18 protein-coding genes and 3 tRNA genes are annotated in these 24138 nt (G+C 43.4%); 6 read left to right on the top strand and 15 right to left on the bottom strand.

All coding sequences use genetic code 11. The features are described from left to right. Positions 1 to 145: 145 nt before the first annotated feature. The 3 genes from F461_RS0110455 to F461_RS0110445 all read left to right on the top strand — a co-directional run bounded on the left by F461_RS0110455 (position 146) and on the right by F461_RS0110445 (position 4417). The gene (locus tag F461_RS0110455) at positions 146 to 1960 is read left to right on the top strand and encodes an ATP-binding protein (RefSeq protein WP_020001105.1); all 1815 of its coding nucleotides are present in this window, start codon (positions 146 to 148) and stop codon (positions 1958 to 1960) included. Beyond that, the gene (locus F461_RS0110450) at positions 1960 to 3315 is read left to right on the top strand and encodes a sigma-54-dependent transcriptional regulator (protein WP_020001104.1); all 1356 of its coding nucleotides are present in this window, start codon (positions 1960 to 1962) and stop codon (positions 3313 to 3315) included. Before F461_RS0110455 ends, F461_RS0110450 begins: the two co-directional genes overlap by 1 nt. Positions 3316 to 3481: 166 nt before the next feature. Further along, positions 3482 to 4417, top strand: coding sequence for a DUF7973 family transport facilitator (locus tag F461_RS0110445; RefSeq protein WP_020001103.1), 936 nt, complete (start codon positions 3482 to 3484; stop codon positions 4415 to 4417). A gap of 276 nt (positions 4418 to 4693) precedes the next feature. Here the strand turns inward: F461_RS0110445 and F461_RS17680 are convergent, their stop codons facing one another. Continuing rightward, positions 4694 to 5992 (bottom strand): GGDEF domain-containing protein, encoded by a 1299-nt coding sequence (locus tag F461_RS17680; protein WP_020001102.1) that lies wholly within the window; start codon positions 5990 to 5992, stop codon positions 4694 to 4696. Positions 5993 to 6307: 315 nt separating this feature from the next. On the opposite strand from F461_RS17680, the gene mtnA reads away from it, so the two are divergent. Continuing rightward, a complete protein-coding gene (gene mtnA, locus F461_RS0110435) occupies positions 6308 to 7357 on the top strand; it encodes an S-methyl-5-thioribose-1-phosphate isomerase (protein ID WP_020001101.1) in 1050 nt (349 codons plus the stop codon). Positions 7358 to 7720: 363 nt separating this feature from the next. On the opposite strand, the gene F461_RS0110430 is transcribed toward mtnA, so the two are convergent. The 6 genes from F461_RS0110430 to F461_RS0110405 form a co-directional block, all read right to left on the bottom strand. Further along, a tRNA-Lys gene (locus F461_RS0110430) sits at positions 7721 to 7796 on the bottom strand. Between the two features lie 138 nt (positions 7797 to 7934). Continuing rightward, a tRNA-Lys gene (locus F461_RS0110425) sits at positions 7935 to 8010 on the bottom strand. Between the two features lie 136 nt (positions 8011 to 8146). Then, positions 8147 to 8222, bottom strand: a tRNA-Lys gene (locus F461_RS0110420). Between the two features lie 69 nt (positions 8223 to 8291). Continuing rightward, positions 8292 to 9581, bottom strand: coding sequence for a serine--tRNA ligase (serS, locus tag F461_RS0110415; protein WP_020001100.1), 1290 nt, complete (start codon positions 9579 to 9581; stop codon positions 8292 to 8294). Positions 9582 to 9693: 112 nt separating this feature from the next. Continuing rightward, positions 9694 to 10077 (bottom strand): hypothetical protein, encoded by a 384-nt coding sequence (locus F461_RS17675; RefSeq protein ID WP_020001099.1) that lies wholly within the window; start codon positions 10075 to 10077, stop codon positions 9694 to 9696. 340 nt (positions 10078 to 10417) lie between these two features. Beyond that, entirely contained in the window at positions 10418 to 10840 is a 423-nt protein-coding gene (locus tag F461_RS0110405) for a PilZ domain-containing protein (protein ID WP_161624758.1), read from the bottom strand. 349 nt (positions 10841 to 11189) lie between these two features. Here F461_RS0110405 and F461_RS0110400 point away from each other — a divergent pair, with 349 nt between their 5' ends. Further along, positions 11190 to 11681 (top strand): YchJ family protein, encoded by a 492-nt coding sequence (locus F461_RS0110400; RefSeq protein ID WP_020001097.1) that lies wholly within the window; start codon positions 11190 to 11192, stop codon positions 11679 to 11681. 211 nt (positions 11682 to 11892) lie between these two features. Here F461_RS0110400 and cydB read toward each other — a convergent pair whose 3' ends face one another. The 7 genes from cydB to gdhA all read right to left on the bottom strand — a co-directional run bounded on the left by cydB (position 11893) and on the right by gdhA (position 21628). Next, complete coding sequence (gene cydB, locus F461_RS0110395) at positions 11893 to 12921, bottom strand: cytochrome d ubiquinol oxidase subunit II (protein WP_020001096.1); 1029 nt, start codon at positions 12919 to 12921, stop codon at positions 11893 to 11895. 44 nt (positions 12922 to 12965) lie between these two features. Further along, the gene (locus F461_RS0110390; protein ID WP_020001095.1) at positions 12966 to 14264 is read right to left on the bottom strand and encodes a cytochrome ubiquinol oxidase subunit I; all 1299 of its coding nucleotides are present in this window, start codon (positions 14262 to 14264) and stop codon (positions 12966 to 12968) included. 544 nt (positions 14265 to 14808) lie between these two features. After that, a complete protein-coding gene (locus F461_RS0110385) occupies positions 14809 to 15264 on the bottom strand; it encodes a universal stress protein (RefSeq protein WP_020001094.1) in 456 nt (151 codons plus the stop codon). A gap of 37 nt (positions 15265 to 15301) precedes the next feature. Continuing rightward, entirely contained in the window at positions 15302 to 15745 is a 444-nt protein-coding gene (locus F461_RS0110380; RefSeq protein WP_020001093.1) for a universal stress protein, read from the bottom strand. Between the two features lie 159 nt (positions 15746 to 15904). Beyond that, positions 15905 to 16351, bottom strand: coding sequence for a YqaA family protein (locus tag F461_RS0110375; protein WP_026364728.1), 447 nt, complete (start codon positions 16349 to 16351; stop codon positions 15905 to 15907). 595 nt (positions 16352 to 16946) lie between these two features. Next, entirely contained in the window at positions 16947 to 19937 is a 2991-nt protein-coding gene (locus tag F461_RS0110365) for a PEP/pyruvate-binding domain-containing protein (protein ID WP_143154827.1), read from the bottom strand. 344 nt (positions 19938 to 20281) lie between these two features. Then, positions 20282 to 21628: an NADP-specific glutamate dehydrogenase gene (gdhA, locus tag F461_RS0110360; protein WP_020001089.1), complete on the bottom strand. Its 1347-nt coding sequence runs from the start codon at positions 21626 to 21628 to the stop codon at positions 20282 to 20284. A gap of 257 nt (positions 21629 to 21885) precedes the next feature. On the opposite strand from gdhA, the gene F461_RS0110355 reads away from it, so the two are divergent. Next, positions 21886 to 22305, top strand: coding sequence for a YccF domain-containing protein (locus F461_RS0110355; protein WP_020001088.1), 420 nt, complete (start codon positions 21886 to 21888; stop codon positions 22303 to 22305). Positions 22306 to 22609: 304 nt separating this feature from the next. Here the strand turns inward: F461_RS0110355 and F461_RS0110350 are convergent, their stop codons facing one another. After that, positions 22610 to 23848, bottom strand: a complete 1239-nt coding sequence (locus tag F461_RS0110350) for a M48 family metallopeptidase (RefSeq protein ID WP_020001087.1) — start codon at positions 23846 to 23848, stop codon at positions 22610 to 22612. Between the last annotated feature and the right edge of the window lie 290 nt (positions 23849 to 24138).

Below are 24138 nucleotides of genomic sequence, written 5' to 3'. Positions count from 1 at the left end.
AGTTGTTTTAAAACAAAGCGTTGTCTTGAGAAGTGTTGTTTTGGGAAAAATAAACCAAAATATATGTGTAAAAAAAGCATACAGAATGTTTTGTGTTGGTTGTTTATTTTTTTTACACTGAAAAAAAAGAATACACAGGGCTGTTATGAAAGAGACCATTCTTCGTAAGAAAAAAATAGTGCGATCTCAATTTGTTACTTCGTTATGGTTACTCGCCGGTGGGATTATTATCCTCGGCATGGTTATCAGCTTTATGACAATACGGGGTATTGAGCAGGAGAATCGACAGCTGGAAACATTTTATGAAGAGAAAGGCGCCTCTATCATAAAGGCTCTGGAAGCAGGAACCCGAACAGATTTTCGCCTTAATATGAAAGCTCTTAGGCTTCAGACCATGTTAGAGGAAATGGCAAGCCAGTCTGGTATTTTGTTTCTTATGGCAACTGACGCTAATGGTAATATTATCGCCCACAGTAATCCCAACGTAGTTGGCACCCGTGCATTCAGTATGCAGCAATTAGCAAAGCTGCACCCTCGGAGACACGTTTCGTGGCGCATTATGGAGCAGGGCAGAGAGAAGGCATTTGTTGTTTACAGAGAATTTCGTCCTTTTGCTCTAATGTCAGGCAAGCCTCACGGAATGCCTCGTTCCGTCTGCAAGATGGAAAACCATAAGGGGATGCAGGCTCGAGAGTGTTCAAAAGAAGAACATATGTTCAGGCGTAAACTTTTTCCACAACACGGCCCTGTACCAGTTATTTATATTGGGCTGGATGAGGAGGCCTTTGCCACTGCACAGAGAGTGAATAGAGAGCACGCGATGGTGAATGCTGTGTTTATTCTGCTTATTGGTCTTGCAGGTTTTTTTGCACTGACATGGGCACAGAAAGCACGTCAGTCACGCAGACGTATGCAGAGCTCTGAAGCTCTAGCCAATGAAGTTATGTATAATCTTCCCGATGGCTTGCTGGTGACGGATGATGAAGGCCGTATCGCTATGTTGAACGATGTTGCTCTGGAGCAGTTGAATCTTACAGATGGTGATGTGGTGGGGAAACTCCCTTCAGACGTGTTGCCGGAATGCGTAGCGCGTCTTGTAGAGCTTACCGGTGGTGAAGTTCTTTCTGAAATCGAAGTTGAGTGTCTCGGTGAGCACGGTGAAATTATCCCGATTGGCGTGAGTGGTTCTGCTGTCGCTCTGGATGACGGTACCGCTATCGGGTATGTCTATCTGCTGCGTGATCTTCGTGAAGTGCGCAGACTTGAGGCAGAAGTTCGCCGCAAGGAAAAGCTGGCTGCTGTCGGTTCGCTTGCAGCTGGTGTTGCCCATGAAATCCGCAATCCCTTAAGTTCAATTAAAGGGTATGCAACGTATTTTGGCAGTCGCTTTGAAGAAGGCTCTGAGGACAGGGAAGCTGCTAATATTATGGTGCATGAAGTTGAGCGCCTTAATCGTGTAATTACGGATCTCATCAGTCTTTCCAGACCGTCTGATCTACGTCGTACAGAGACTGACCTAAATGTATTGCTTAAGCATTGTTTCGGGTTAATCAAACAAGATGCTGCAACACATAATGTTGTTTTGAATGTTGTAAATGATGACACTCTTCCACATCTGTTTGTTGATCCGGACAGATTCTCTCAGGCTGTTTTGAATATTTGTTTAAACAGTTTTGAAGCCATGCCGGAAGGCGGTACTCTTACCGTGAACCTTTCCCATACTGAAAAATTAGTTACACTGGCTATTTCCGATACCGGTAAAGGCATTAGTAAAGAGGATGCTGTTCGTATCTTTGAACCATATTATACAACTAAAAGTCAGGGTACAGGACTAGGTCTTTCCATTGTGCTTAAAATTATTGAAGCACACGGCGGCACAATTCACGTGGAACCACAGGAAGGTGCCGGAGCTCAGTTTGTTATTGAAATTCCAGTGTCACCGGTAGGAGAAAACGCCTAATGAGCGCACAAGTATTAATAGTAGATGATGATTTGGCGCACCGTTCCATGCTTAAAATTCTTATCAAAGGCTGGGGCTACGATGTGGCAGAAGCCGATGATGGTGATGTTGCTGTCGAAATGGTGCGGAAGCAGTCCTATGATTCCATTCTGATGGATATCAGAATGGTGAACATGGATGGCATAACTGCTCTTGAATTAATTAAGGAGTACAACCCGTCCATCCCTATTCTTATTATGACTGCATTTTCGTCAGTTGATACTGCAGTAAAGGCATTAAAAATAGGTGCGTACGATTATCTTACCAAGCCATTGGATTTTGAAGTGCTCCAGCTGACGCTCGAACGCATGCTTGATCACACCCGTATTGTTTCCGAAAATGAAGAGTTGGGAAGTTGTCTGGAACCAAACAATATGGGAATGGTTGGCAATAGTGATGTAATTAAGGAGCTTCGTAAGATAATTGCCACAATTGCTCCTTCAGATGCTTCTGTGCTTATTACCGGGGAGTCTGGAACAGGTAAGGAGCTTGTTGCAAATGCTATTCATAGTGCCAGCAATCGGGCAGGTCAGAAGTTTGTAGCTATCAACTGTGCTGCTTTGAGCGAGAATTTGCTTGAATCTGAATTGTTTGGGCATGAACGCGGAGCTTTTACCGGTGCGGATAGACGCCGGGAGGGCAGGTTTGTGCAGGCAGACGGCGGCACACTTTTTCTTGATGAAGTGGGTGAAATCCCTGTTGCTTTGCAACCCAAGCTCTTGCGAGCCCTGCAGCAGGGCGAAGTGCAGCGTGTGGGCAGTGATACTGTGGAAAAGGTTGATGTTCGGGTTATTACTGCCACTAACCGTGACCTTCCTGAAGAGGTGGAGCACGGTAATTTTCGAGAAGATCTCTATTATCGCCTTAATGTTATCGCGCTTCGTGTTCCTGCGTTACGTGAGCGGCCGAGTGATATTCCGCTTCTTGCAGAATACTTCCTGAAAAAATATTCAAATAAGAACCGAAAAAATATCAAGGGCTTGGCTCCGCAGGCAATGGACACCCTTATCCGTTATGCATGGCCGGGAAACGTGCGTGAGCTTGAAAATGTTATTGAACGCGCTGTAATTATGACCATGGGTGAGTATATCTCTACCCGTGAGTTGCCATTGTCATTATCTGTAAAAGAAAACGAAGCACCTATTCAGCAGGCGCAAGTATCTGTTTTGACAGGGATGTCTCTTGATGAATTGGAGCGCAAGGCGATATTGGCAACTCTGGAGGAGTGCGAGCATAACAAAAGCAAGACCGCGCGAAGATTAGGAATTACACGGGCAACCCTCCACAATAAGCTAAAACGTTATGGATTTGAGTAGCATTTTATTGATTATACTAGTATATACGACCAATCGTTATCTCATTTATATTATGTAATCCTTCTTATCGGCCTAGTTACACTTGCAATTTGATGTCCCTACCTGCCACACTATAGGGGAACTTGTTGCATTCGCTGAGAGGGAAAGCACAACAAGTGGAGGCAGAATGGAACCGTTTAGCATAACGACGTTACTAGTCTGTTTTGGTGGAGGAATTTTGGGCGGCGCTCTTGGCGGGCTGCTGTCCTTCGTGCTTTGTGGTCTGTTTGTATTTTCAGGCTGTATGATTGCCTTAGCTGGCGGTGGAGACTTTATGCTCTCCGTAGTCGGATTCGGTCCTATCTTCGGCCCGCATGTTGGTGGCTTTGCAGCTGGTGTTGCTGCTGCTAACTATGCACAGGGCATTCGCAAGAATCATCCTACAGGTGGAGCTAAGGATATTATTGCGTCTTTGATGCCTACTTCATGGGACGTATTACTTGTTGGTGGCCTTTTCGCTGTATTCGGTCATCTTTGTAATACTTGGTTTGCCTCTTTCATGAGCGGACAGGACACCATCGCACTTACTGTTCTTACTAGCGCGTTTGTATCTCGTGCTATGTTCCTTCGTCAGAGCCCGTTTGGCAACTCTGAATCAATCAAAAAGTTCGGCCTGTTTGGTACTGATGACACTAATTTGTCATGGGTTCCATGGATGTTGCCGTTCTCCCGTATGATTATGTTTGCTATCGGCATCGGTCTTGTGTTTGGTGGCGTTGCAATGGCAATTGGTGATTACGCCCAGGCAGCAGGCATTGCTTCTGGCACAACGAAAACAGCTCAGGTTGTTATTGGTTGGGCTATTGCTGCAATCTCTCTTATTTCATTGCAGCTTGGTACAGACACTGCTCAACGAGTACCTGTATGGCATTGTCAGGCCATTCTTGCGGGTATCGCTTGGGTAAACTTCGGTAGCCTTGCTATCTGTGCAGTTGCAGCAGTTGCTGGTGCACTTGTTCAGGAATTAGGCGCCCGTCTCTTCTGGAACCATGGTGACACCCACGTTGACCCACCAGCATTTGGTATTGCTGTTGTAACATGTGCTCTTAATCTTCTTGCGTAATTGATGAAACACTGCAGTCTTCGGTATTGCAGTTTATTTTGCGCATAGTTGAATAGAGAATATGTATTAACGAGTGGCAGAGTTAATTTTAAAAGCGGCTTGTCCTTTATAGGGCAAGCCGCTTTTTTGTTCTTAATGTCTTAGATACGTCAATTCTCTAGAAGGTTATCTACGGAAAAAAAGCTGATAACGTCGGGGGGATATCTTGTTCATTCACAGATAGAAGGTAAGCCTGCAAGGACGCAGGGGGCTATGTCCTTGTCCTTCGAGGTTTAGTTATCTGCTGAATCGGGATTTCTTGTCGTTTGATCTGCTGTTTCTTGGTGCTGAGGCAAGCTTAACGATATTTCGTCCTGCGCCTTTTGCTTTGTAGAGGGCTTTATCTGCCATCTTTACCACTTCCATAGGTGATTGTGACCCATCTGTACGTTCGGCTACCCCAATGGATATTGTGACGTTTACAGAGCCCTTGCGTGCGTTTCTTTTTTTAGGAGCACGCTTGCCGCTACGAATGTGAAAGTTCGTTGTGGCAATTCGTTGGCGCAATTCATCAAGGTGCGATTGAACTTCCGTTGCTACGCCTTTTGGGAACACAATAGTAAATTCTTCGCCTCCGTATCGGTAGGCTCTGCCACCGCCGGAGACTCTGGACAGATGCCCTGCAACCATGCGCAGTACATCATCACCGATGTCGTGTCCGTATGTGTCGTTGAACTTTTTAAAATGGTCGATATCAACCATTGCCAGTGCGTATTTTCTGCCGAGTTTTTTGAAATCGGCATTCAAGGCTCTGCGTGAAGGTAAGTCTGTCAACTCGTCCACGTATGCCATGAAGTATGAATCTTGAAATAAAGAAAGGGTGACGATAACCGCTGCTGCTGTAAAAAAAAGTGCGCTTGCGTTGGGGATAGTTACGTAATGATATGCCCCCATAACGGCAATACAGCTTGTGATAAGCGTTACGTATATGCTGTCACGTTTACCTTTGTTGAGAGTCATGAATATGAGCAGAAGAAATAAAACAGTCCCGGTAACCATCAGTACGATTTGTGGGATAAATGTCCAACTCGTTGCCCATATGGGCAAAATATCGATACGATCAAGTGAAAGTGCAGTTTCTTGAAGCCATGCAATGAAGCTATCTTGCTGTGGAGTGGCAAGCATGGCTGCAACAATTGCTGCCTGAATAGTGATGAATGCTCCGGAAATGGAGCCCCAAAGCGTGAGAACGCCTCTGTCTTCACAGTAGGCAAAGATGACTAAGTTTATGGGCAATAACATTGCAGAAAGACCATAGGCCAAACGCAGGCGCATGCCGGCACTGCTCATACCGGGTAGATATAGGGTAATAAACCAGCAACAGAGTGCTATCAGTATTAACAGAAAAACGGCTCTGCTCCGCTTAAATTGCCAGGCAATGGCACCACCGCTAATGGCAAAAATAAACGGTAAAGCAGGTACGATAGGAAGAACTGATTGCGGAATGAAATGCTGATTCATTACGATAAAAAATGTTCCCGCAAGGATAGTAATAGGCAGGAACAAAGAGAGAACTAAACTGGTAAGTGCTCTCATAGTAAACTCGTAACGTTTGATATCATCTTTAATTCCAACCCTCTCTAATGCACGTCATAGCCTGAAGTGTCCTATGGGGCAATCCCTGTGTGTTTTCTTGCTCAGATAAAGGCAACAGGGTATCTGTGTGGCACACACTTTTACTCACAGAATACGTTTCTCGATGCTTTATGTTCTAAAAAAAAGATTTTTTCATTCTAGAGAAGTTTAGCAGTTATGATGGACAGATAGAGTTTTTCGTCTTGTCATTGTCCTGCATCCCTTATCTTTTATCGGCATGTTGAGGCGTTTTCTAAAACCTATAGAGAGTAGTTAATGGAACGTCATATTCGTTTTTCTGATGAAGATTCTGCCCTTGTGTTGCTCGATCAGCGTTATCTTCCGACGCGTGAAGACGATTACTATTGTCGCACTGTAGAAAATATTATTTATGCATTGCAGACGATGGTTGTGCGTGGTGCGCCTGCTATCGGCGTTACGGCAGCATATGGGTGTTGGATTGCAGCAAATGAAGTTGCAGACAGCAAGAATTGGAAAGAAGAGCTTAACGTCAAGCTGGAAGAAATTGCAGAAGCGCGCCCAACCGCAGTTAACTTGCGTTGGGGAGTAGAGCGTATGAAAGCATTATGGGCATCTTCTCAGGTTGAAACTATCGAAGAGCTCATGAAGATCTGGCTTGAGGAAGCAAAGATTATTCATCAAGAAGATATTGAAATTTGCAAGCTTATCGGCGTACACGGGGCAACTGTTATAGAAGACGGCGATACTATTATGACCCATTGTAATGCAGGGGCACTTGCAACAGCAGGATACGGTACAGCACTTGGTGTTGTTCGTGGTGCCATAGATGCTGGTAAAAAAGATGTTTCAGTTATTGCAAACGAAACTCGTCCATTCCTTCAAGGCGCGCGACTGACTGCGTATGAGCTGAAAGAAGACGGGATTCCTGTTACCGTAGCATGTGACAATGCTTGCGGGCTTCTCATGCGTCGGGGCATGGTTAATAAAGTTGTTGTAGGCGCAGACCGCGTTGCCGCAAATGGTGATGCTGTAAATAAAATCGGCACGTACTCCGTGGCGCTCCTCGCTAAAGCGCACAAGGTTCCTTTTTATGTAGCAGCTCCATTGTCCACTATTGACAGAAATATGCCTGATGGTGATTCAACCCCGATTGAAGATCGTACTCCGTTGGAAGTAACGCACGTGGGTGATACCCAGATTACTCCAGATGGCGTACCAGTGTTTAACTTTGCTTTCGATCCGACTCCAAATGAGCTTATTGCAGGGATCGTGACTGAAGTGGGTGTGCTGCGTCCTCCGTTCACTGAGTCCATCAAGAAAGCCTTCGAAGAGCAGGGTAAGTAGGACAATGTTTTTTAGGGGGTTGCGACGGTGAAGAGCTTTTTAATAAAGGGCTTCTTATACGAATCTTTAAAATTTTTACCTGCGGAGTAAGCACTTTTTTACGTAACTTTGCGGAGTATGCTTCACGACTTTTCGGGTAATAACAAAAGGACTGTCCTGCATAACAAGGACAGTCCTTTTGTTATCCAATTCAGCAAAATGAAGCCGTGAAAAATATCAATTAACGGGCGCTGTTCGCAGCGTAACGTTCTTGATTCGAAATACAATAAATAATTATTTGCGTTGTCAGAGAGGGGGGGGGACTGCTGGACAGTAGACGCAAAAAAGCCGTATTTGCTTTCGCGAATACGGCTTATATATGCATGGTGGGTCGTGCGGGGCTCGAACCTGCGACTCTCTGCTTAAAAGGCAGATACTCTACCAACTGAGTTAACGACCCGTTCGGAGATGTGGTTTATAGACTCCATGTAATCTTGTCAAACATTTTTCTAAAAAATATTTTTTAGAAAGCTATAACCCTCACCTTTTGCACCTAAAAAAGCCGTATTTGCTTTCGCGAATACGGCTTATATATACATGGTGGGTCGTGCGGGGCTCGAACCTGCGACTCTCTGCTTAAAAGGCAGATACTCTACCAACTGAGTTAACGACCCTCTTGAGGAAAATTTTTTTAACGGCTTCGCATCCTCATGTCAAATGTTTTTCAAATAAAAGTTTGACTGCGAGTAACCTTACTCAAACGAAGTGAATAAATTAGACCGGAACCGAAATTCCGGTCTTTACATTCAATGGTGGGTCGTGCGGGGCTCGAACCTGCGACTCTCTGCTTAAAAGGCAGATACTCTACCAACTGAGTTAACGACCCGTTTGAGGAGTGCAGTTCTATAGTTGAGCACTCATCTTGTCAAATACTTTTTAAAAAAAAAGTGATTTTTTATTTGATTGCCATATCTGGAGTGATTTTTTCAAGACCACCCATGTAAGGACGTAAGGCTTCTGGGATTACGATAGAGCCGTCTTCCTGTTGATAGTTCTCAATGATCGCAATCATGGTACGACCTGTAGGAAGGCCGGAACCATTCAGTGTATGCACAAACTCAGGTTTTTTAGAGCCCTTGCGTTTAAATCTGAGGTTTGCACGGCGAGCTTGAAAATCTACGCAGTTGGAACATGAGGAAACTTCACGGTATTTATTCTGTCCCGGTAACCAAACTTCGATGTCGTAGGTTTTAGAGGAAGAGAAGCCCATGTCGCCAGTGCACAGCGTTACTACACGATAGTGCAGACCGAGGCGCTGGAGGATGTTTTCTGCGTGTTGACGCATTTTTTCAAGTTCATCATACGAGTTGTCTGGATGCGCGAAGCGCACCATCTCAACTTTGGTAAACTGGTGCATGCGAAAGATACCTTTAGTATCTTTGCCGTAACTACCAGCTTCAGAACGGAAGCATTGAGTTTGTGCAGTGTATGCACGCGGCAAATCGCCTTCCTCAAGAATCTCACCAGAATGCATGTTTGTCAGTGGTACTTCAGCAGTCGGGATGAGGTAGTAGTCTTTATGGTTAAGACGGAAGAGATCTTCTTCGAATTTTGGCAGCTGACCGGTACCTGTCATGGTTGTGCTGTTTACGATAGCAGGCGGGAACACTTCAGTGTAGCCGTGCTCAAGAGTCTGCATATCGAGGAACATATTGATAAGAGCGCGTTCTAAGCGAGCAGCCCAGCCCCACAATACAGCAAAGCGGGAGCCGGTAAGTTTAGCAGCGCGTTCAAAGTCAAGGCCGCCCATAGTCTCTGCAATTTCCCAATGTTCTTTAGGAGTGAAGGACATAGATGGCTTTTCGCCCCATTTGTGTGACTCAACGTTATCGTTTTCGTTTGCACCAACAGGAACACTTTCATGTGGTATATTAGGAACAGCAATAAGCCATTCATTCATTACGGTTTTGATAGTATCCGTTTCAGCATCAAGCTCTTTGATTTTATCGGACAGTGAACCGAGACGGGAAATCAGTTCAGATGCATCTTCGCCTGAGCGTTTCATCTGAGCTACTTCTCCGGATGCTTTGTTGCGTTCGCTTTTAAGAGACTCAAGTTCTACGAGTAATTCTCTGCGACGTTTGTCGATTTTAGAAAACTCTTCAACATTAATGGAAGAGTTTCGCTTAGCCAAAGCTTCGGCTACAACTTGCGGATTTTTCTGCAAAAGTTTGAGATCGAGCATTGAAATGCGGCTCCTTGAAATTTTGTACGATTTGTTAGCATAGCCGCAGGAAAATATGGCGTCAACTTAGATAAATTGGCGCCATAATTTTGTAACCTGAAATATGAAGTTTTTAAGAGCTAAATATTTCAGGATGAATTTTCTGTAAGTAATCCATAAGCCGCGGATATTCAAAATCTTCGACCATTTCGCGTTGGTCGCCATGTGTATAATAACCAACCCAGACTGTCTCCAATAATGAACTGGGGCATCCATTCTGGAGTTCATTCATAACCCAGACACGGACCTCAATTCCTTTATATTGGGTCTGGAGTGTAAAAGCTGTGTTTCCTGTTGGGGTGAGCGCAATGGCATACCCAAGCGCGAGCATGATTCTTTGAATATCGTTTTGTACTTCTTCCTGAATAGGAACATGCTGAATTTTTTGTTTAAACGATTCAGAAAGAAAAGACAGCATTTCTTGTTTTTTGCGGGTCGTATGCGATGGTTCTGCCATGATTGTGTCCTTTGTTTTTCCTGCTCGGCAGGGACGAACTGGGCATGAGCAAGGTGGCTGAATCATTATAAATATGCGGAAACAGTCTGTTTGTGTCAATGAACATTAAAGACGTTTGACTTTGTGAAAAGATACGATTGGATGGGAACGTACGACAGATCTGTCTTGAAGACGTTTTTTGGGCGAGTTATTTTTTTTTAAGAAGAAGAAAACTGATGTCATTGGGCATCATCTAATTGTAATTTATTCATAATGACAAAAAAAAGGCCATACTGTTTTGTACGACCTTTTTCGATGACACCTGTGCATAGATAATGTGTAGTGGACACACTTTGTAAAATTATGATTTATTGTCAGGAAGACCTTGTGTGCGTTTCTCTTTTAGATATCGGGCCAATGCCTGCTCAGCACTTTTATTCATATTTAAGAATTCAATACCAATGACAGAGGTGTCATTTTTGACCGTTGCCCAGATTACTCGTGAAACAACGCGAATCTGATATGGACTGTCGCAATTTAACAGACTGTTCTTATGCAATTTTTTTTCAAATCCGGGTAGCTCGATGCTTACTTGCTGCACGCTTCCTTTTGGAATTATTGAGCAGACTTCCAGCATGGCACCTTTGGACGTCATGTCTAAACATTCAGCCTTAAATTCCGGCTGGCAGGACATAGGAAATACAAATTCAGCTATGGATGCAGTAAACGGGTGGGGGTAACGTGTCATTGCCCTGCGTTCTCGATAATGAGCCTCTTGTGGCATGTGCAATAGTCCCATAATGATTAAAGAGGTTGTGTTCGCTGCGTAGTCTTGTTTCTATATTTAACTATACATAGAAACATGAAGAGAATGGTTGCAAGGAAATATCACAGCAATCAGGCTCAGATGCTATTATAAATTGCTTGTTATTTTGACAAAATAGAGTTGCCTTGCCAGAGTATTTTGAATGTTGTACCCACACTGCACTACGTTGTGACTATCTTGAAATATGTTGCTGCGACTGTGTGTTGCTTTTTTGCTGGAAGATATTTGATTGTTACAATCTGATTTTTTGAAAATGCTATCAATTGAAATATACTAAAAAATTTAAATAAAGTTAGAGGAATAAATCATGGCAAAATGTCCTTGCGGTTCTGATCTTGAATTTTCTGCATGTTGTGAGCCAATTATTTCCGGCCAAACCCCTGCTCCTACTGCAGAGGCTCTTATGCGTTCCCGTTACTCTGCACATGTACTGGGAAGCTATGAATATCTTGGTAGTTCTGTTCATCCAGATATGCGCGGAGATCTTTCTGAAGAGGAAATAAAAGAATGGTCTGAAAAAATTACATGGACTGGTCTTGATATCCTCGGCACCAAAGATGGTGGCGAAAACGATGTGACAGGTGAAGTTGAGTTTGTTGCGAACTACAAACTTGGCGGCGTACCACAGGAAATGCACGAGCATGCATTTTTCCGTAAAGAAGGCAAAGACTGGTTCTATGTAGAAGGTATGGTTCAAAACCACGATACCTACCGTCGTGAGACTCCAAAGGTAGGTCGTAATGAGCCTTGTCCTTGCGGCTCCGGTAAAAAATTCAAAAAGTGTTGTGGTAAGAACTAAGTTTCATCATCTCTCAATGAGATGTTTTCGACGCGTTTGCCGATGAGGCGTTAAAAATTTGTTTCACCGTAGTTAGCTGAAAGCCCTCATTTTTTGAGGACAGCTACCGGTTGTGTAAGTTTTTTATAGTCTCTAACCGAGCCTTACTGTTAATAAAAAAGGGCAGTCCTATCTTATAGGGCTGCCCTCTTTTTATGTACTGTGCTTGGTACTAGTAGGATTCGTCAGAATCGAGCACTTCGTCGTCTACTACATGCATGAGCAGTCTTACAGCCCATAACTGATAGAGAAGGACAAGCGGGATGATCACTACCACTACGCCGAGCATAATCTGCAAGGTAAGGGTACTGGATGCACCGTTGAAGATAGTTACGGATGCTGCCGGATCGAGATTGGAAGGCAGCAGTTTCGGGAACATCCCCACTATACCGAACATGATTATAAAGAAGATGGAGATTGCGTTGCTGATCCATGCAAGATGGTTACGGCCACCAGCAAGGAATATTCGAACCATAAGCAGTGCCGTTACGCCAATTGCAGGGATAACAAGCAGCATACCACTCTTCTGGTAGTTTACGAATAAATCAGTGTAGATGGCAGTGGCTGCGAGAAATGCAATAGCCAGAGCTACAGTGAATACCCACAATTTTTTAGCATAGTTTATAGCGCGGTCATGAATGTGCCCTTCTGATTTCATAGAAAGCCACATTGCACCGTGCATTGCAAAGTTGATTACAAAGAACAGTCCGCCGATGATGCCATACACGTTGAGCAGTTGGATAATACTTCCATGATATACGCCGTTTGCATCAAAAGGAATGCCTTGGAAAATATTGGCAAAAGCGACACCGAAAAGCAGAGCTGGTACAAAGTTGCCGAGGAACTGGAAAATATCCCACATTTTACGCCAGCCATCAGAATCTACTTTATTACGGAACTCAAAGCTTGCTGCACGCATGATGAGAGCAAACAGAATGATGAGAAGCGGTGCGTAGAGTGCACTGAACATAATAGCGTATGCTTTTGGGAATGCAGCGAAAGTTATACCGCCAGCTGCAATTAACCATACTTCGTTGCCATCCCAGAATGGAGCCACTGTATTATACAGAACACGTTTTTCGCGTTCGTTTTTCGCAAAGAACGGGAAAAGAGTTCCGAGCCCCAGATCAAAACCGTCTAACACGAAGTAGACGCCCCAGAGGACTCCCCACAATAAAAACCATATAAGTTCAAGAGTCATACAAAAAACCTCTCTATTGATTGCTTAGGATTTGTCCTGTCGGTCTATTTAGGGCCTTTCATTGCGTACTTCCTCAGCAGGTAGATATCCAGCAGGCCAAGGAAGGTGTAAATCAGGGTAAAGGCGACAATAGACCAGACAACCATGGAGGCTTCAATTGGAGAAGCCGCGGCTGAGGTTCGGAGCATGTTGTAGACAATCCATGGCTGGCGACCAACTTCTGTTACTGTCCAACCTAACATAATGGCAATGTATGGAAGCGGAATAAGCCAAGGAAGTACTTTAAGAACAAAACTTTTTTCTTCAATCTTTTTACGCCAAGCGAACAGGGCAATACCAAGAAGTGGGAAGAAGGAGCCTAAGCCAACCATAAGCCGGAAGGTAATGAAGGTCGGCAGCACTGGAGGGCGGTCTTCTTTTGGAATATCATTCAGGCCGATAACTTTTGCCTGTGGGTTGTTGTATGCGAGGATCGACAACGCACCAGGCAAAGGCAGAGCCTGAATGGCATTGCCGGTATTTTCAGCATTAGGCCATGTCAGCAGGTACATAGGTACATTGGTGCCTGTTTCCCAGTGGGATTCCATAGCTGCCAATTTTGCAGGCTGATATTTAGCTGCAACCTGTCCCTGATGGTGACCTGCTATCGCGGTAGTTATTGAGAAAATAAGGAAGAAAATGGAAGCAATTTTAAAGGAACTTTTAAACAGTTCCATTTCGTTTTTGCGTAATAGGTGCCATGCGGAAATGCCAAGTACGAAAATACCACCAACCATCCATGAAGAGGATACTGTATGGGCGAATTCGCCAATGCCGTACGGGTTTGTAATAACTGCAAAAAAGTCGTTAAGCTGTGGCTTGCCTTCAACCATTTTGTAGCCGACAGGGTTTTGCATGAACGCGTTTGCCATGATGATCCAGAAGGCAGACATGTTGGAAGCAAGTGCTACAAGCCAAATACACATACAGTGGACGTTTTTGGAGACTTTTTTCCAACCGAAGAACCATACCGCAATAAAAGTAGATTCAAGGAAGAAAGACGTACTTGCTTCGATAGCAAGTAAAGAACCAAAAATATCACCTACATACTCAGAGTAACGGGACCAGTTAGTACCAAACTGGAACTCAAGAGTGATGCCGGTAACAACACCGAGGGTGAAGTTGATAATAAATAATTTACCCCAGAATTTTACCATACGCTTGTACATTTCGTTGCCAGTACGCACATACATGGTTTCCATGATGGCAAGCAGTACAGACAGTCCAAGCGTTAATGGTACGAAAATAAAATGGAAGAACACAGTTACTGCAAACTGAATTCTGGACAGCATTACTACGTCCATACATTAACCCCCTTCGGCTTTCGTCCTGTTAAAGCAGGCATCGTACGCCAAGGTTTAGCAAAAATTGTTGAATATTTATAACAGAACACAACAATTGTTCTATTAGTCACTCAGTAATGGTAATCAATACTAAAAAATGTGTTTTTGCAACCATAAAATCGTTTTCTGCAAATAAAAAGAATTGATTATTACTTTTTTTTAACACCCTACAAAAAAATAGGTAACAAAAAAAGACGGCTGCGTTTATCTTTGTGAGAAAGTGTAATAAAAATGTGTTGCGTTACGCAGAAGCAATTTAGTTATGTTTGTAAAGGGTTACATTTTTGAGAGCTTCCCGTTATGCTGTTTGCATGTAAAAAATGTATTGTAATCCTTTTTACCTGTAATATTAATAGATAAAAAGGAAAAAATTAGTAATGAGCAATAAAGGAGCCCCTGCCTGAACAAATCACAGGAAGGGGCTTTTTGTTTTTTTATGCGAAGAAGTTAATCAAAGAATATCAGTTAAGCGCAAGTTTCTTATCTACTTACTGCGAGTGGGGTGTCAGCCAATCTTGCATTCATCTGGATGGATAATCAGGACAGGAGCGCTGGACTGTTTTATTACCCGGTTTGCAACTGATCCGAAAAGCACACGTTCTACGCCTCTGCGGCAATGTTTTCCCATAACTACCATATCAAATTCAGTACTTTCGGTCATTTCAAGAATTAGATCCTGTGGCTGACCACGGCGTAGTTTGATGAATACATCGATACCATCAAGTTGTTCTTTGGCAATTTTTTCAAGCTCTTGGAGGGCGCGCTGTTTAGAGTCTTCTTTTATTTGTTCAATAATTTCATCTGTAAGATACACGTCGTAGAAGCGATCCAAAAGTGGACGGGCATATAGTAGAGTAATTTTCGCATTAAATTGCTCAGCCATCAGTTTTGCATACTCGACGAAAAATGCATTGTCTTCCATGATGTCAACAGGAACGAGGATGTTTTTGATAGTACGCATAGTTCCTCCTGTGGATGTTTAAAAATCAGAACTTCGTCTACATGTCTGGTCTTACAGTCATAACAGGTATATCAGCCCGTTTTACAACGTGGTTAGCAACCGAACCAAACATAATTCGATCCACACCCTTCCGGCTGTGGGTGCCCATAATAATCAAATCGCAGTTTTCTTCTTTTGCAACACCAAGGATAACATCCTGAGGGTGACCGTTTGCGAGCCGTTGTTTTACATTAATGCCTGTAAAGTGCTTTTCTACAAACTCTTTTAGTTCACGAATTGCGCCTTTTTCTGTGTCTTCATGGAATTTCGCGATGGTGTCTTGCGGCAGGTATAACCCAAAGTACTGACTTAATGGGGGAGTAGCGTAGACCACCAAAACGTCAGCACCTAATTTTTCAGCAAATAGTTTTGCATATGATGCAACAAATGAACTGTCTTCCATAAGATCAACTGCTACAAGGATATTTTTGATTGTCCGCATATCGTCCTCCAGTGTATGAAAATGGATTTTTAGCATGTCAAAAAAATGTTTGCTCCATCCTAACATAGAGAGGGCAGGTGTATAGTCTTTTAATGACCACTGAAGAGCATTTTATAAGGGGGAGGAGAAAGAATAATGAAGTGAAGAAGCCGGACGTGACTACGTTGCCTGCAGGGTGATCCAGGCAAGAAGGGCATAGCGGGCAAATTTACCGATGAGAACAAGCAGAAGAAAAAGGGGAAATCGCACACGCGCGATGCCGCCGACAAGGCACAACGGGTCGCCGATCACAGGCACCCATGAAAGAAGCAGTGACCATGATCCCCATCGGGAGTAGAAGCGCTGTGCTTTTGCTTGTGCAGCTTCATCCATGCGCAGGATGTGGTGGATAATGTAGGCTCCGCCCCAGATTCCGATGGCGTAGGTAGTACATGCGCCCAGTGTGTTACCGGCTGTTGCGACAAGTACGGATGATGCAGGCTCATATGAGCCTGCAACCATGGCAATAAGCAACCACTCTGATCCGAGCGGAAGTATTGTTGCAGCAAGAAAGCTGAGAAAAAATAGTGCGGTGTACCCTAGCTCAGGAGAAAAAAAATCTGTCATGGTTGTGCATACTGTTTCAAAAAGGACTGTCTGCGTCAAATTATAGCTTTGCAGGAAGGCTGTCATTAAAACCAAGAGATGCCCTGTTCTCATTATGAGTACAGGGCATCTGCAGGAAATATTCGTGGAACATTCAGGCTATCTGACTATCCCCCGCCATTAAAGCGCAATTACAGCGGGGGGAGACAGATAGAAAAAGGAAGTTTAGGTAAACTAGTCTGGAGGTGAAATGAGTAATGGCAGTTACTCTCAATTTCACTGTGTTAGAGGATACCATAGGTGCTTTTTTGAAAAGCTGCTTAGTATATAGCAACTGCGATGCCAAGTTGTAAAAAAAACGCTTCTTTTTTTAAAATGTATAATTACGGGGGGTTGCTCATGAAGGAATATAATGATGTACAGTCCTTCATGTTGCAAAAAAGCATCGCAAAAGGGGTGGTTGTTTTGCTGAATGTTTCGTAAATGCATCACAAGGTAAAAACCTTTGAATATCAACGAATAAGCGGTGGCTATGTGATAGCTATATTTTTAGTGAATGTTGCATAGCTACAACATTCACTAAAAGTTAATGATTATAGTTAGGAAAGTCAGTTTGTTATACGATGGGCATGGTCGGGGTATGGGAACTTGGTCTTAACATTGTACATTCGGCGGTACGTCCGTCTACCTTGATAGTGATTGGAGACTCAAAACGTATGTGGGTTATAAACTTGCCTTTATAGTGAACAGGAATAGTTGTTAACCATTCCCAATGAATAAATTCATCGTTGGAGTTCGTTATCATAACGTAGTTGATACCTAGTGTGGTGATGCAATGGAAGAAGTGCGATCCTTGAGAAGGCTCAACGCGTAGATGTTCTGTGTATGCTTCAACAATGGCAGAAACTCCGGAGATATCGTTCCAAATGACGGGCACTCCGAGCCATCGGTCGGATGTCCCCCATCGACCAGGGCCTACGAGAAGATATTTGCGCTCTTCTCGCAGCATTTGTTTGTTACACTCCAGTATTTCCTGCTTAATCTCGAGAGTCTTTGCTACATCAAAATCATCCGGATGGATAAAAATAATATCATAGATGTCATTGCTTTCGGAATTACCCAATGCATGTTTTGAATAGCAGAAGGCCGCGGCGCGTTCTTGTTTGGTAATGGTGACTGCGGATAATCCTGAGAGTGAGCTCATTGGCCGCAATTGCAGCAATGCAAATTCTGCATTGGAACCATCCATATCCATATTTACACAAAATTCCAGTTCAACTGGCCCGCCCATTGCTTCTTCAGCTAATGAGAGCACATCGTTAAGCAGGTCTGGAAGTGGAAACAGGCCGTGTTTAAGTACCTGCGCAAAGAGTAGAACCTTTGAGCTACCCGGAATAGAGGCAGTTTCTCGAATTATTCCCTCCTGCGGCAAATAACTGCTCGCAAGAAATGAGATTGGTCCGTTCGGTTCTGCATTATAGACCCTGCGCTGCACAAGGGCACCTTCCTGTTCCTCTACTTTTGGCGCAAGATTTGGATCTCCCATATAAAGACTATAGAATGTGTTTTGCGAATTTTTGAGCGTTTCCTGCAAATCTATGAATTGTGGTTGCACATGGGGGCACTTAGGACAGAAACGGTACGCTTGTCCTCCGTCCATAACCGTTTTTCCAAGTCCCATGGCGATTGATGCAATGCCGTCATCTGTTTTCATTCTTCCGAATGGATAGAAGTTTTTTGATTGTGCGACACCGGAAATGGCTGGATAAAAGTAGTCATCAAAGCGCCTACCGATAACTTCTTGAATAATTACCCCCATCTTTTCTTCATCTGTACGTAATTTGACGCGACGCGAAAAGGATTTGGGTGATTGGAAAAAAGTAGATGCATATACTTTTTTGACAGCGGTTGCTAATTCTGCGTAACGCACTTCTATATCCGGGTGTGTATTGGTGAGCATTACTGTGGAATATAAACCTGCATATGCCTGATATTGTGCATCCTCGAGTAGACTGGAAGAACGGACTGCCAGCGGTGTTTTTATTTTATCTAAAAAGATTCGTAACTTTCGCGTCAGCCATTCAGGGAGCTTTGCCTTAAGGCATATTGCTATGACTTCTTCATCCTTAAAATCTTCATCCGCAAGATATCCAAGGTCGTTTAATCGCAAAAAGCTGTCAAAGCCTTCCGTGGCAATGCTTAACACTTTGGGCGTGATAATGTTTATGTTCGGGTATTTTTTATTCAGCCAGCTACTTTGCTCGATAAGGCGAAACATGAAGGCGAGACTACGGGCTTTACCGCCTATGGAACCTTCGCCAATTTTTAAAAAATCTGTCTGCGGGTCAAAGTTATTTTCTTTAAAGGTAACAACCACGCCTTTTTGCCGTTGTTGAAGCCTGTTGCGAATTTGTTGGATAACAAAGGTGCGCATGGTTTCTACACTGTTTTCAAAGTCTTCAGCTGTAAGAGGGCGCATGACGCAAGCAAGTTCGGTTTCTGTGCGGGCAAAGAACCAGCGTGAAAAATCATTATTCAGGCAGTGCTCAAGAAAGACATCGGCCGGTATTTGATCCAGCTTTTGTTGAAGCTGAAACATTGTATGTGCTCGGTCTATTTCTATTCCATCTTTGTTGCGGAAGATAAAATCACCGAAACCGAGATGCTCACTGACAAACTTATGAAGTTCTGCCAACAAAAGCGGAGAATTTTTATCAATAAATTCACAGGGTATTTCCTTTGCATACCATTTGTTTACTGATTCACTGCTTGCCAGCAGAAGTGGAATATCTTTGCGTTCTTTTTTTATCAGAGACAACAGGGTAACCCCTGCTGAAGGGTCAAGCACACCATTGTGCGGATACCGTACATCAGAAATAACTCCCAGTACGTATTGTTCGTACTGACGGAAATATTCCATTGCTCCTTCAAATGTTTCAGCAACAAGTATTTTAGGTCGTGCGCGCATGACGAGGAGTCTGTGCTCCTGATTAAGCCCTTCCTGTATAACAGCTTGTGCCTGCTGAACCAATGCTCGATAGAGGATAGGAAGAAATGATGAAATGTAGCTTGGGGAATCTTCAACAAGAATAATATTGCGGATACCGGCTTCCTGCGTGTCATGCGCAATGTTCATTTTGTCTTCTGTCAGCTTTACAATAGCCAGAAGAAGCTCGGCGTCACCTGTCCATAAGAAACAGTGATCTAAATCCTTACGTTTGAGACGTGCACTTTCTTTAATTTCTCTATGGGTGAGTACAACCACCGGCAGGTGCGGAACAAATGAATCAATACGTTGTTTAAGGTTAATAAGTTCCGGTTCTGCAAGTCCGGACATGAGAATAACCATTTCTGCTGCACGAGCTTGCAGGGCTGCGGGGATATCTTCCGGTGATGAAAGCCATGTAAGCCGTGGTGGTGAGCTGAGGTTTAAGCCGCGGTACTCATTTGCAAGGCGTTCAGAAAGGTCACAGTCTTCTTCCATAACCCATGCATCATACGGGGAAGATACAAGAAGGATGTGCTTTACCTTTTCGCGCATGAGATCGTGATAGACGGTAAATTTATTTTCAGCTGTAATTCTGTGACAGAAATCAGAAAGTGCCATAGTGCCCCGCTCGTTTGTGGGTGAATTTGGAATTTTCTGTTGAGAAGAAGGAAACCCGGCAACGACGTCGCCATGCTGTCTTTTTTGTGTTTGTAAGAAAAGAGTGGTGCCACTATTCAGCATGTATATGTCTAAAAAAGGAGGTGCCTTCCTGTAATCTGTAGCACTTGCAGGCTGTTAGAGCAATGGATGACCGCAATTTCAGAGAGTGCCGCTTGGTTGAAGAATGAGTATGGGGAGCGGTACAGGAGCTACTCGTAATAAAAAAAACGAAGCATACATGATGTCATATATGCTTCGTTAAAATAGATAGATTGTGTTCAGAGAACACACTTTTTTTTGTGTTACACTACTCCCAGATCCATCATCGCATCAGCAACTTTGGTAAAACCGGAAATGTTTGCGCCATTCACGTAGTTACGCGGAGTGCCGTAATATTGTGCGGTATCCAGACAACGTTTGTGGATGTTTTTCATAATCATGTGCAGACGATTATCAACTTCTTCCCGGCTCCAGCTGATACGCATGGAGTTTTGGGACATTTCAAGTCCTGAAACAGATACGCCTCCTGCGTTCGCAGCTTTGCCCGGAGCGTACATTATCTTTTCTTGAATGAAGAGGTCGACCCCTTCAGGCATTGTAGGCATGTTTGCACCTTCAGAGACAACATTAACGCCGTTGGCTACAAGATTAGCAGCGTCTTTCGGGTTAATTTCGTTCTGAGTAGCACAAGGGAATGCACAGTCCGCTTTGTGATTCCACAGCGGGTTGCAGTCAGCGGTTGGGTCAACAGGCACGTATACTGCCTCAGGATACTCTTCCGCGTATTCGCTAACACGTCCGAAGCGTACGTTTTTGAGCTCTTTAATGAACGCAAGTTTTTCCTGATCGACACCTTTTTCATCATAAATGTAGCCTGAGGAGTCAGAGAACGTAACTGGAATGCTACCCAGTTCAATGAGTTTTTCCATTGCGTACTGTGCAACGTTACCGGAACCGGATACGAGACTGCGGGTGTCTTTAAGAGTTCGGCCATCAACAGCTAGCATTTCAGCTGCGAAGTAGACTGCGCCGTACCCTGTTGCTTCCGGACGGACAAGACTGCCACCCCAGTCTAATCCTTTACCTGTCAACACGCCGGTAAACTCGTTACGAAGTCGCTTGTACTGACCGAACATGAAGCCGATTTCACGAGCGCCTACGCCGATATCTCCTGCTGGAACGTCGGTATTAGGGCCTATGTGGCGGGACAGCTCGGTCATGAAGCTCTGGCAAAAGCGCATTATTTCCATGTTGCTTTTACCCTTAGGATCAAAGTCGGAACCACCTTTGCCGCCACCCATCGGAAGGCTGGTGAGTGCGTTTTTAAAAACTTGTTCAAATGCGAGAAATTTAAGAATACCAAGGTTTACCGAAGGGTGGAAACGCAAGCCTCCCTTGTAAGGGCCGATAGCACTGTTCATTTCAATACGAAACCCGCGGTTAACGCGAATGTTGTTATCGTCATCAACCCATGGAACTCGAAACATAATGACGCGTTCAGGCTCAACAATACGTTCAAGAATATTCGCACTGCGGTAATGAGGGTTGCGATCAAGGACTGGCTTGATAGATTCTACAACTTCAGTAACCGCCTGATGAAATTCACGTTCATTAGGGTCTCTGCTTTTAATAAGGTCGAGAATATCCATTGTCGGACTCCTTCGCGCTGCAGCGACGCGCAGCAAAAAACAAAGTTACATTCATATACAGACTAATGGCGACATACTGCACTTTTTTTTGAAATGTTGGAATATAAAGATTAAAAATTGAGCAAACCGACGAAACTTGCTTTTTATTGTAATTCGTATTTAATATATAAAATTACAATTCAGCATTTAAACGGTCACAAAATTGTGAAACAAGTTCAATGTTTTACGTACGAGTTTGTGAATAATAGAGAAATAGTATGCTAAAAATTATTATGAATATCCTCTGGTTATTTCTTGGAGGACTTGGAATGGCTTTGGGATGGTTTATCGCCGGCGTTATTATGATTATTTCAATTATCGGTATTCCATGGGCACGTTCTTGTTTTGTACTTGCGATGTTTACTCTGTGGCCATTCGGCAAAGCAGTTGTGAACAGGATGGATGTTACAGGTCGGCATGATATTGGAACTGGCTTTCTTGGGCTGTTGGGCAATATCATCTGGTTTATTTTTGCGGGCCTTTGGCTTGCTATTGGGCACCTGTTTTTTGCATTGGCCAACTTTATTACCATTATTGGCATTCCATTCGGCTTCCAGCATTTAAAACTTGCAGTAATTTGCCTTGCCCCTGTTGGAAAGAGTGTGGTTGATGATCCGAATTCCTTGCTTAATCGTTAAAAAGAAGTGCTTTCTTCTTTTTATAATAAGTTGGTTATCTGTAAAAAAATACTGAATAAAGAGATGGGGTGATTACTGTCACCTTTTAAGGTTACACGTCTTTTTATATATAAAGCTGACAGTGCTTTAGTCATAAACACAGGCACAAGAAGAATAGTAACGATAAGATATCACAAAGTTACCTGTTAAAAAGCGACGCGGTTCAACGAACCGCGTCGCTTTTTTGCCGATATAGAGTGTTACTAAATTGATCAGCAACATTTTCCAACACGAAGCAATCGTGTTGTTCTGTCCGGCATAGCAGTTACAACGAAATATTTTTCAGAGCTTCAATGCGCGCAACAACCGGCGGATGTGAGTAATGTAAAAAAACATATGCAGGGTGTGGTGTCAGGTTTGAAAGGCTGTTGACCGATAGTTTAATTAACGCACTGCATAGCGCTGAAGAATTTCCGGTTGTTTTGGCTGCAAAAGAATCTGCTTCAAACTCATATTTACGGGACAGATACGATGTAAAAATAGTCATAATAAGAGATAGCGGCGTGTAGAGAAAACTGAAAAGCACAATTCCAACAGCAACAGTCATGTGTTCCACATGAAACGCCGTGTAGAGCGGCTGGTAGCGTAGCACTAATGATAAGCAGAAGAAGGTAATAGCAGTTGTGACAATGCTTGTGAGGAACATTCGTTTGATGTGATTTAGTTTGCTGTGTCCGATTTCATGGGCAAGGACGGCTACAATTTCTTCTGTGCTCATGGAGTTTACAAGAGTATCGAACAGCGCAATACGTTTCTGTTTGCCAAATCCTGTGAAAAAGGCATTTGCTTTGTTGGAACGTTTGGAACCATCTATTATATAGATGCCAGAAATATTGAATCCGTTTTTTTGTGCGAATTTTTCAATAGCCTGCCGTAGCTCGCCGTCTTCAAGCGGAGTAAATTTATTGAAAAGCGGCATAATCCAAATTGGCGCAACATACTGCACTGCAAATATAAACGCGGTGGCAAATCCCCACGCGATAACCCAGCCGAATGTTGGGAATGTTTGAAAGAACCAGATAACACCTGCGGCAAGCGGGCCCCCGATGATAATCGCTAGAAAAATGCCTTTGAAGCGGTCAGCAATAAATAGTTTAGGGGTCGTGCGGTTAAATCCGTACTCTTCTTCAATGCAAAATGTTTTATAGATAGAGAACGGGAACGAGAGAAGCATGGAAGCCAGAGAAACGATGCCGAGAAATGCTAACCCCTGCATGATTTGTCCGCTGAAAAGTGCTGCGGCCCATTCATTAAATATATTGAAAATACCAAATATGATGCAGAGTACTATTGCGACCACACTGACAATACTTGAAAAAAAAGACAGTTTTTCATTTCTTCGTGTGTATGCCTGAATTTTTGCATACTTGTGAGTGTCCACTGCGTGTTTAAATGCAGAAGGAACGGGTTGACCGAGATAGTTGAGGTTCAGTCTGTTCACCCATGTTTCAAGTCCCCAGGTGCCGATGATGAAAAAAAGAATAAGGATGGTCAAAAAGGTCATGGTGTTTCCTTCGTGATAGATAGAGGGAAAGTCTCCGTATGCAAGAGAGTATCCATATGGTTTTAAGGTATGATTAGAATTTACAGTATGTTACTAGTATATGAGTGTATGATTATTTAGTCTAATATTTCTATGTCATCTGTTCAGCATTGTAACAAATAGTATGTTGTTAAGGTGTTAAATAGTGTTATCATGCATTTAAAAACAAAATACTGATCTTTTCTTCATATTTTAAATGTTTTTTAAATTAGATGATCAACTATGGGGGAGCTATAACACAGCTGATCATT

The organism is Halodesulfovibrio aestuarii DSM 17919 = ATCC 29578 (genome assembly GCF_000384815.1).
GTDB lineage: Bacteria > Desulfobacterota > Desulfovibrionia > Desulfovibrionales > Desulfovibrionaceae > Halodesulfovibrio > Halodesulfovibrio aestuarii.
Note: the sequence above shows the minus strand (reverse complement) of the source record. Positions and strands in the feature narration are given on the sequence as shown.

What these genes read in the sequence shown, in the direction of transcription:
- F461_RS0110385 (WP_020001094.1), bottom strand. Translation starts at nt 15,264, where the DNA reads ATGCGTACTATCAAAAACATCCTCGTTCCTGTTGACATCATGGAAGAC.
- F461_RS17675 (WP_020001099.1), bottom strand. Translation starts at nt 10,077, where the DNA reads ATGGCAGAACCATCGCATACGACCCGCAAAAAACAAGAAATGCTGTCT.
- mtnA (WP_020001101.1), top strand. Translation starts at nt 6,308, where the DNA reads ATGGAACGTCATATTCGTTTTTCTGATGAAGATTCTGCCCTTGTGTTG.
- cydB (WP_020001096.1), bottom strand. Translation starts at nt 12,921, where the DNA reads ATGACTCTTGAACTTATATGGTTTTTATTGTGGGGAGTCCTCTGGGGC.
- F461_RS0110375 (WP_026364728.1), bottom strand. Translation starts at nt 16,351, where the DNA reads ATGACAGATTTTTTTTCTCCTGAGCTAGGGTACACCGCACTATTTTTT.
- F461_RS0110390 (WP_020001095.1), bottom strand. Translation starts at nt 14,264, where the DNA reads ATGGACGTAGTAATGCTGTCCAGAATTCAGTTTGCAGTAACTGTGTTC.
- gdhA (WP_020001089.1), bottom strand. Translation starts at nt 21,628, where the DNA reads ATGGATATTCTCGACCTTATTAAAAGCAGAGACCCTAATGAACGTGAA.
- F461_RS0110400 (WP_020001097.1), top strand. Translation starts at nt 11,190, where the DNA reads ATGGCAAAATGTCCTTGCGGTTCTGATCTTGAATTTTCTGCATGTTGT.
- F461_RS0110445 (WP_020001103.1), top strand. Translation starts at nt 3,482, where the DNA reads ATGGAACCGTTTAGCATAACGACGTTACTAGTCTGTTTTGGTGGAGGA.
- serS (WP_020001100.1), bottom strand. Translation starts at nt 9,581, where the DNA reads ATGCTCGATCTCAAACTTTTGCAGAAAAATCCGCAAGTTGTAGCCGAA.
- F461_RS0110405 (WP_161624758.1), bottom strand. Translation starts at nt 10,840, where the DNA reads ATGCCACAAGAGGCTCATTATCGAGAACGCAGGGCAATGACACGTTAC.
- F461_RS0110355 (WP_020001088.1), top strand. Translation starts at nt 21,886, where the DNA reads ATGCTAAAAATTATTATGAATATCCTCTGGTTATTTCTTGGAGGACTT.
- F461_RS0110380 (WP_020001093.1), bottom strand. Translation starts at nt 15,745, where the DNA reads ATGCGGACAATCAAAAATATCCTTGTAGCAGTTGATCTTATGGAAGAC.
- F461_RS0110450 (WP_020001104.1), top strand. Translation starts at nt 1,960, where the DNA reads ATGAGCGCACAAGTATTAATAGTAGATGATGATTTGGCGCACCGTTCC.
- F461_RS0110455 (WP_020001105.1), top strand. Translation starts at nt 146, where the DNA reads ATGAAAGAGACCATTCTTCGTAAGAAAAAAATAGTGCGATCTCAATTT.
- F461_RS17680 (WP_020001102.1), bottom strand. Translation starts at nt 5,992, where the DNA reads ATGAGAGCACTTACCAGTTTAGTTCTCTCTTTGTTCCTGCCTATTACT.
- F461_RS0110350 (WP_020001087.1), bottom strand. Translation starts at nt 23,848, where the DNA reads ATGACCTTTTTGACCATCCTTATTCTTTTTTTCATCATCGGCACCTGG.
- F461_RS0110365 (WP_143154827.1), bottom strand. Translation starts at nt 19,937, where the DNA reads ATGGCACTTTCTGATTTCTGTCACAGAATTACAGCTGAAAATAAATTT.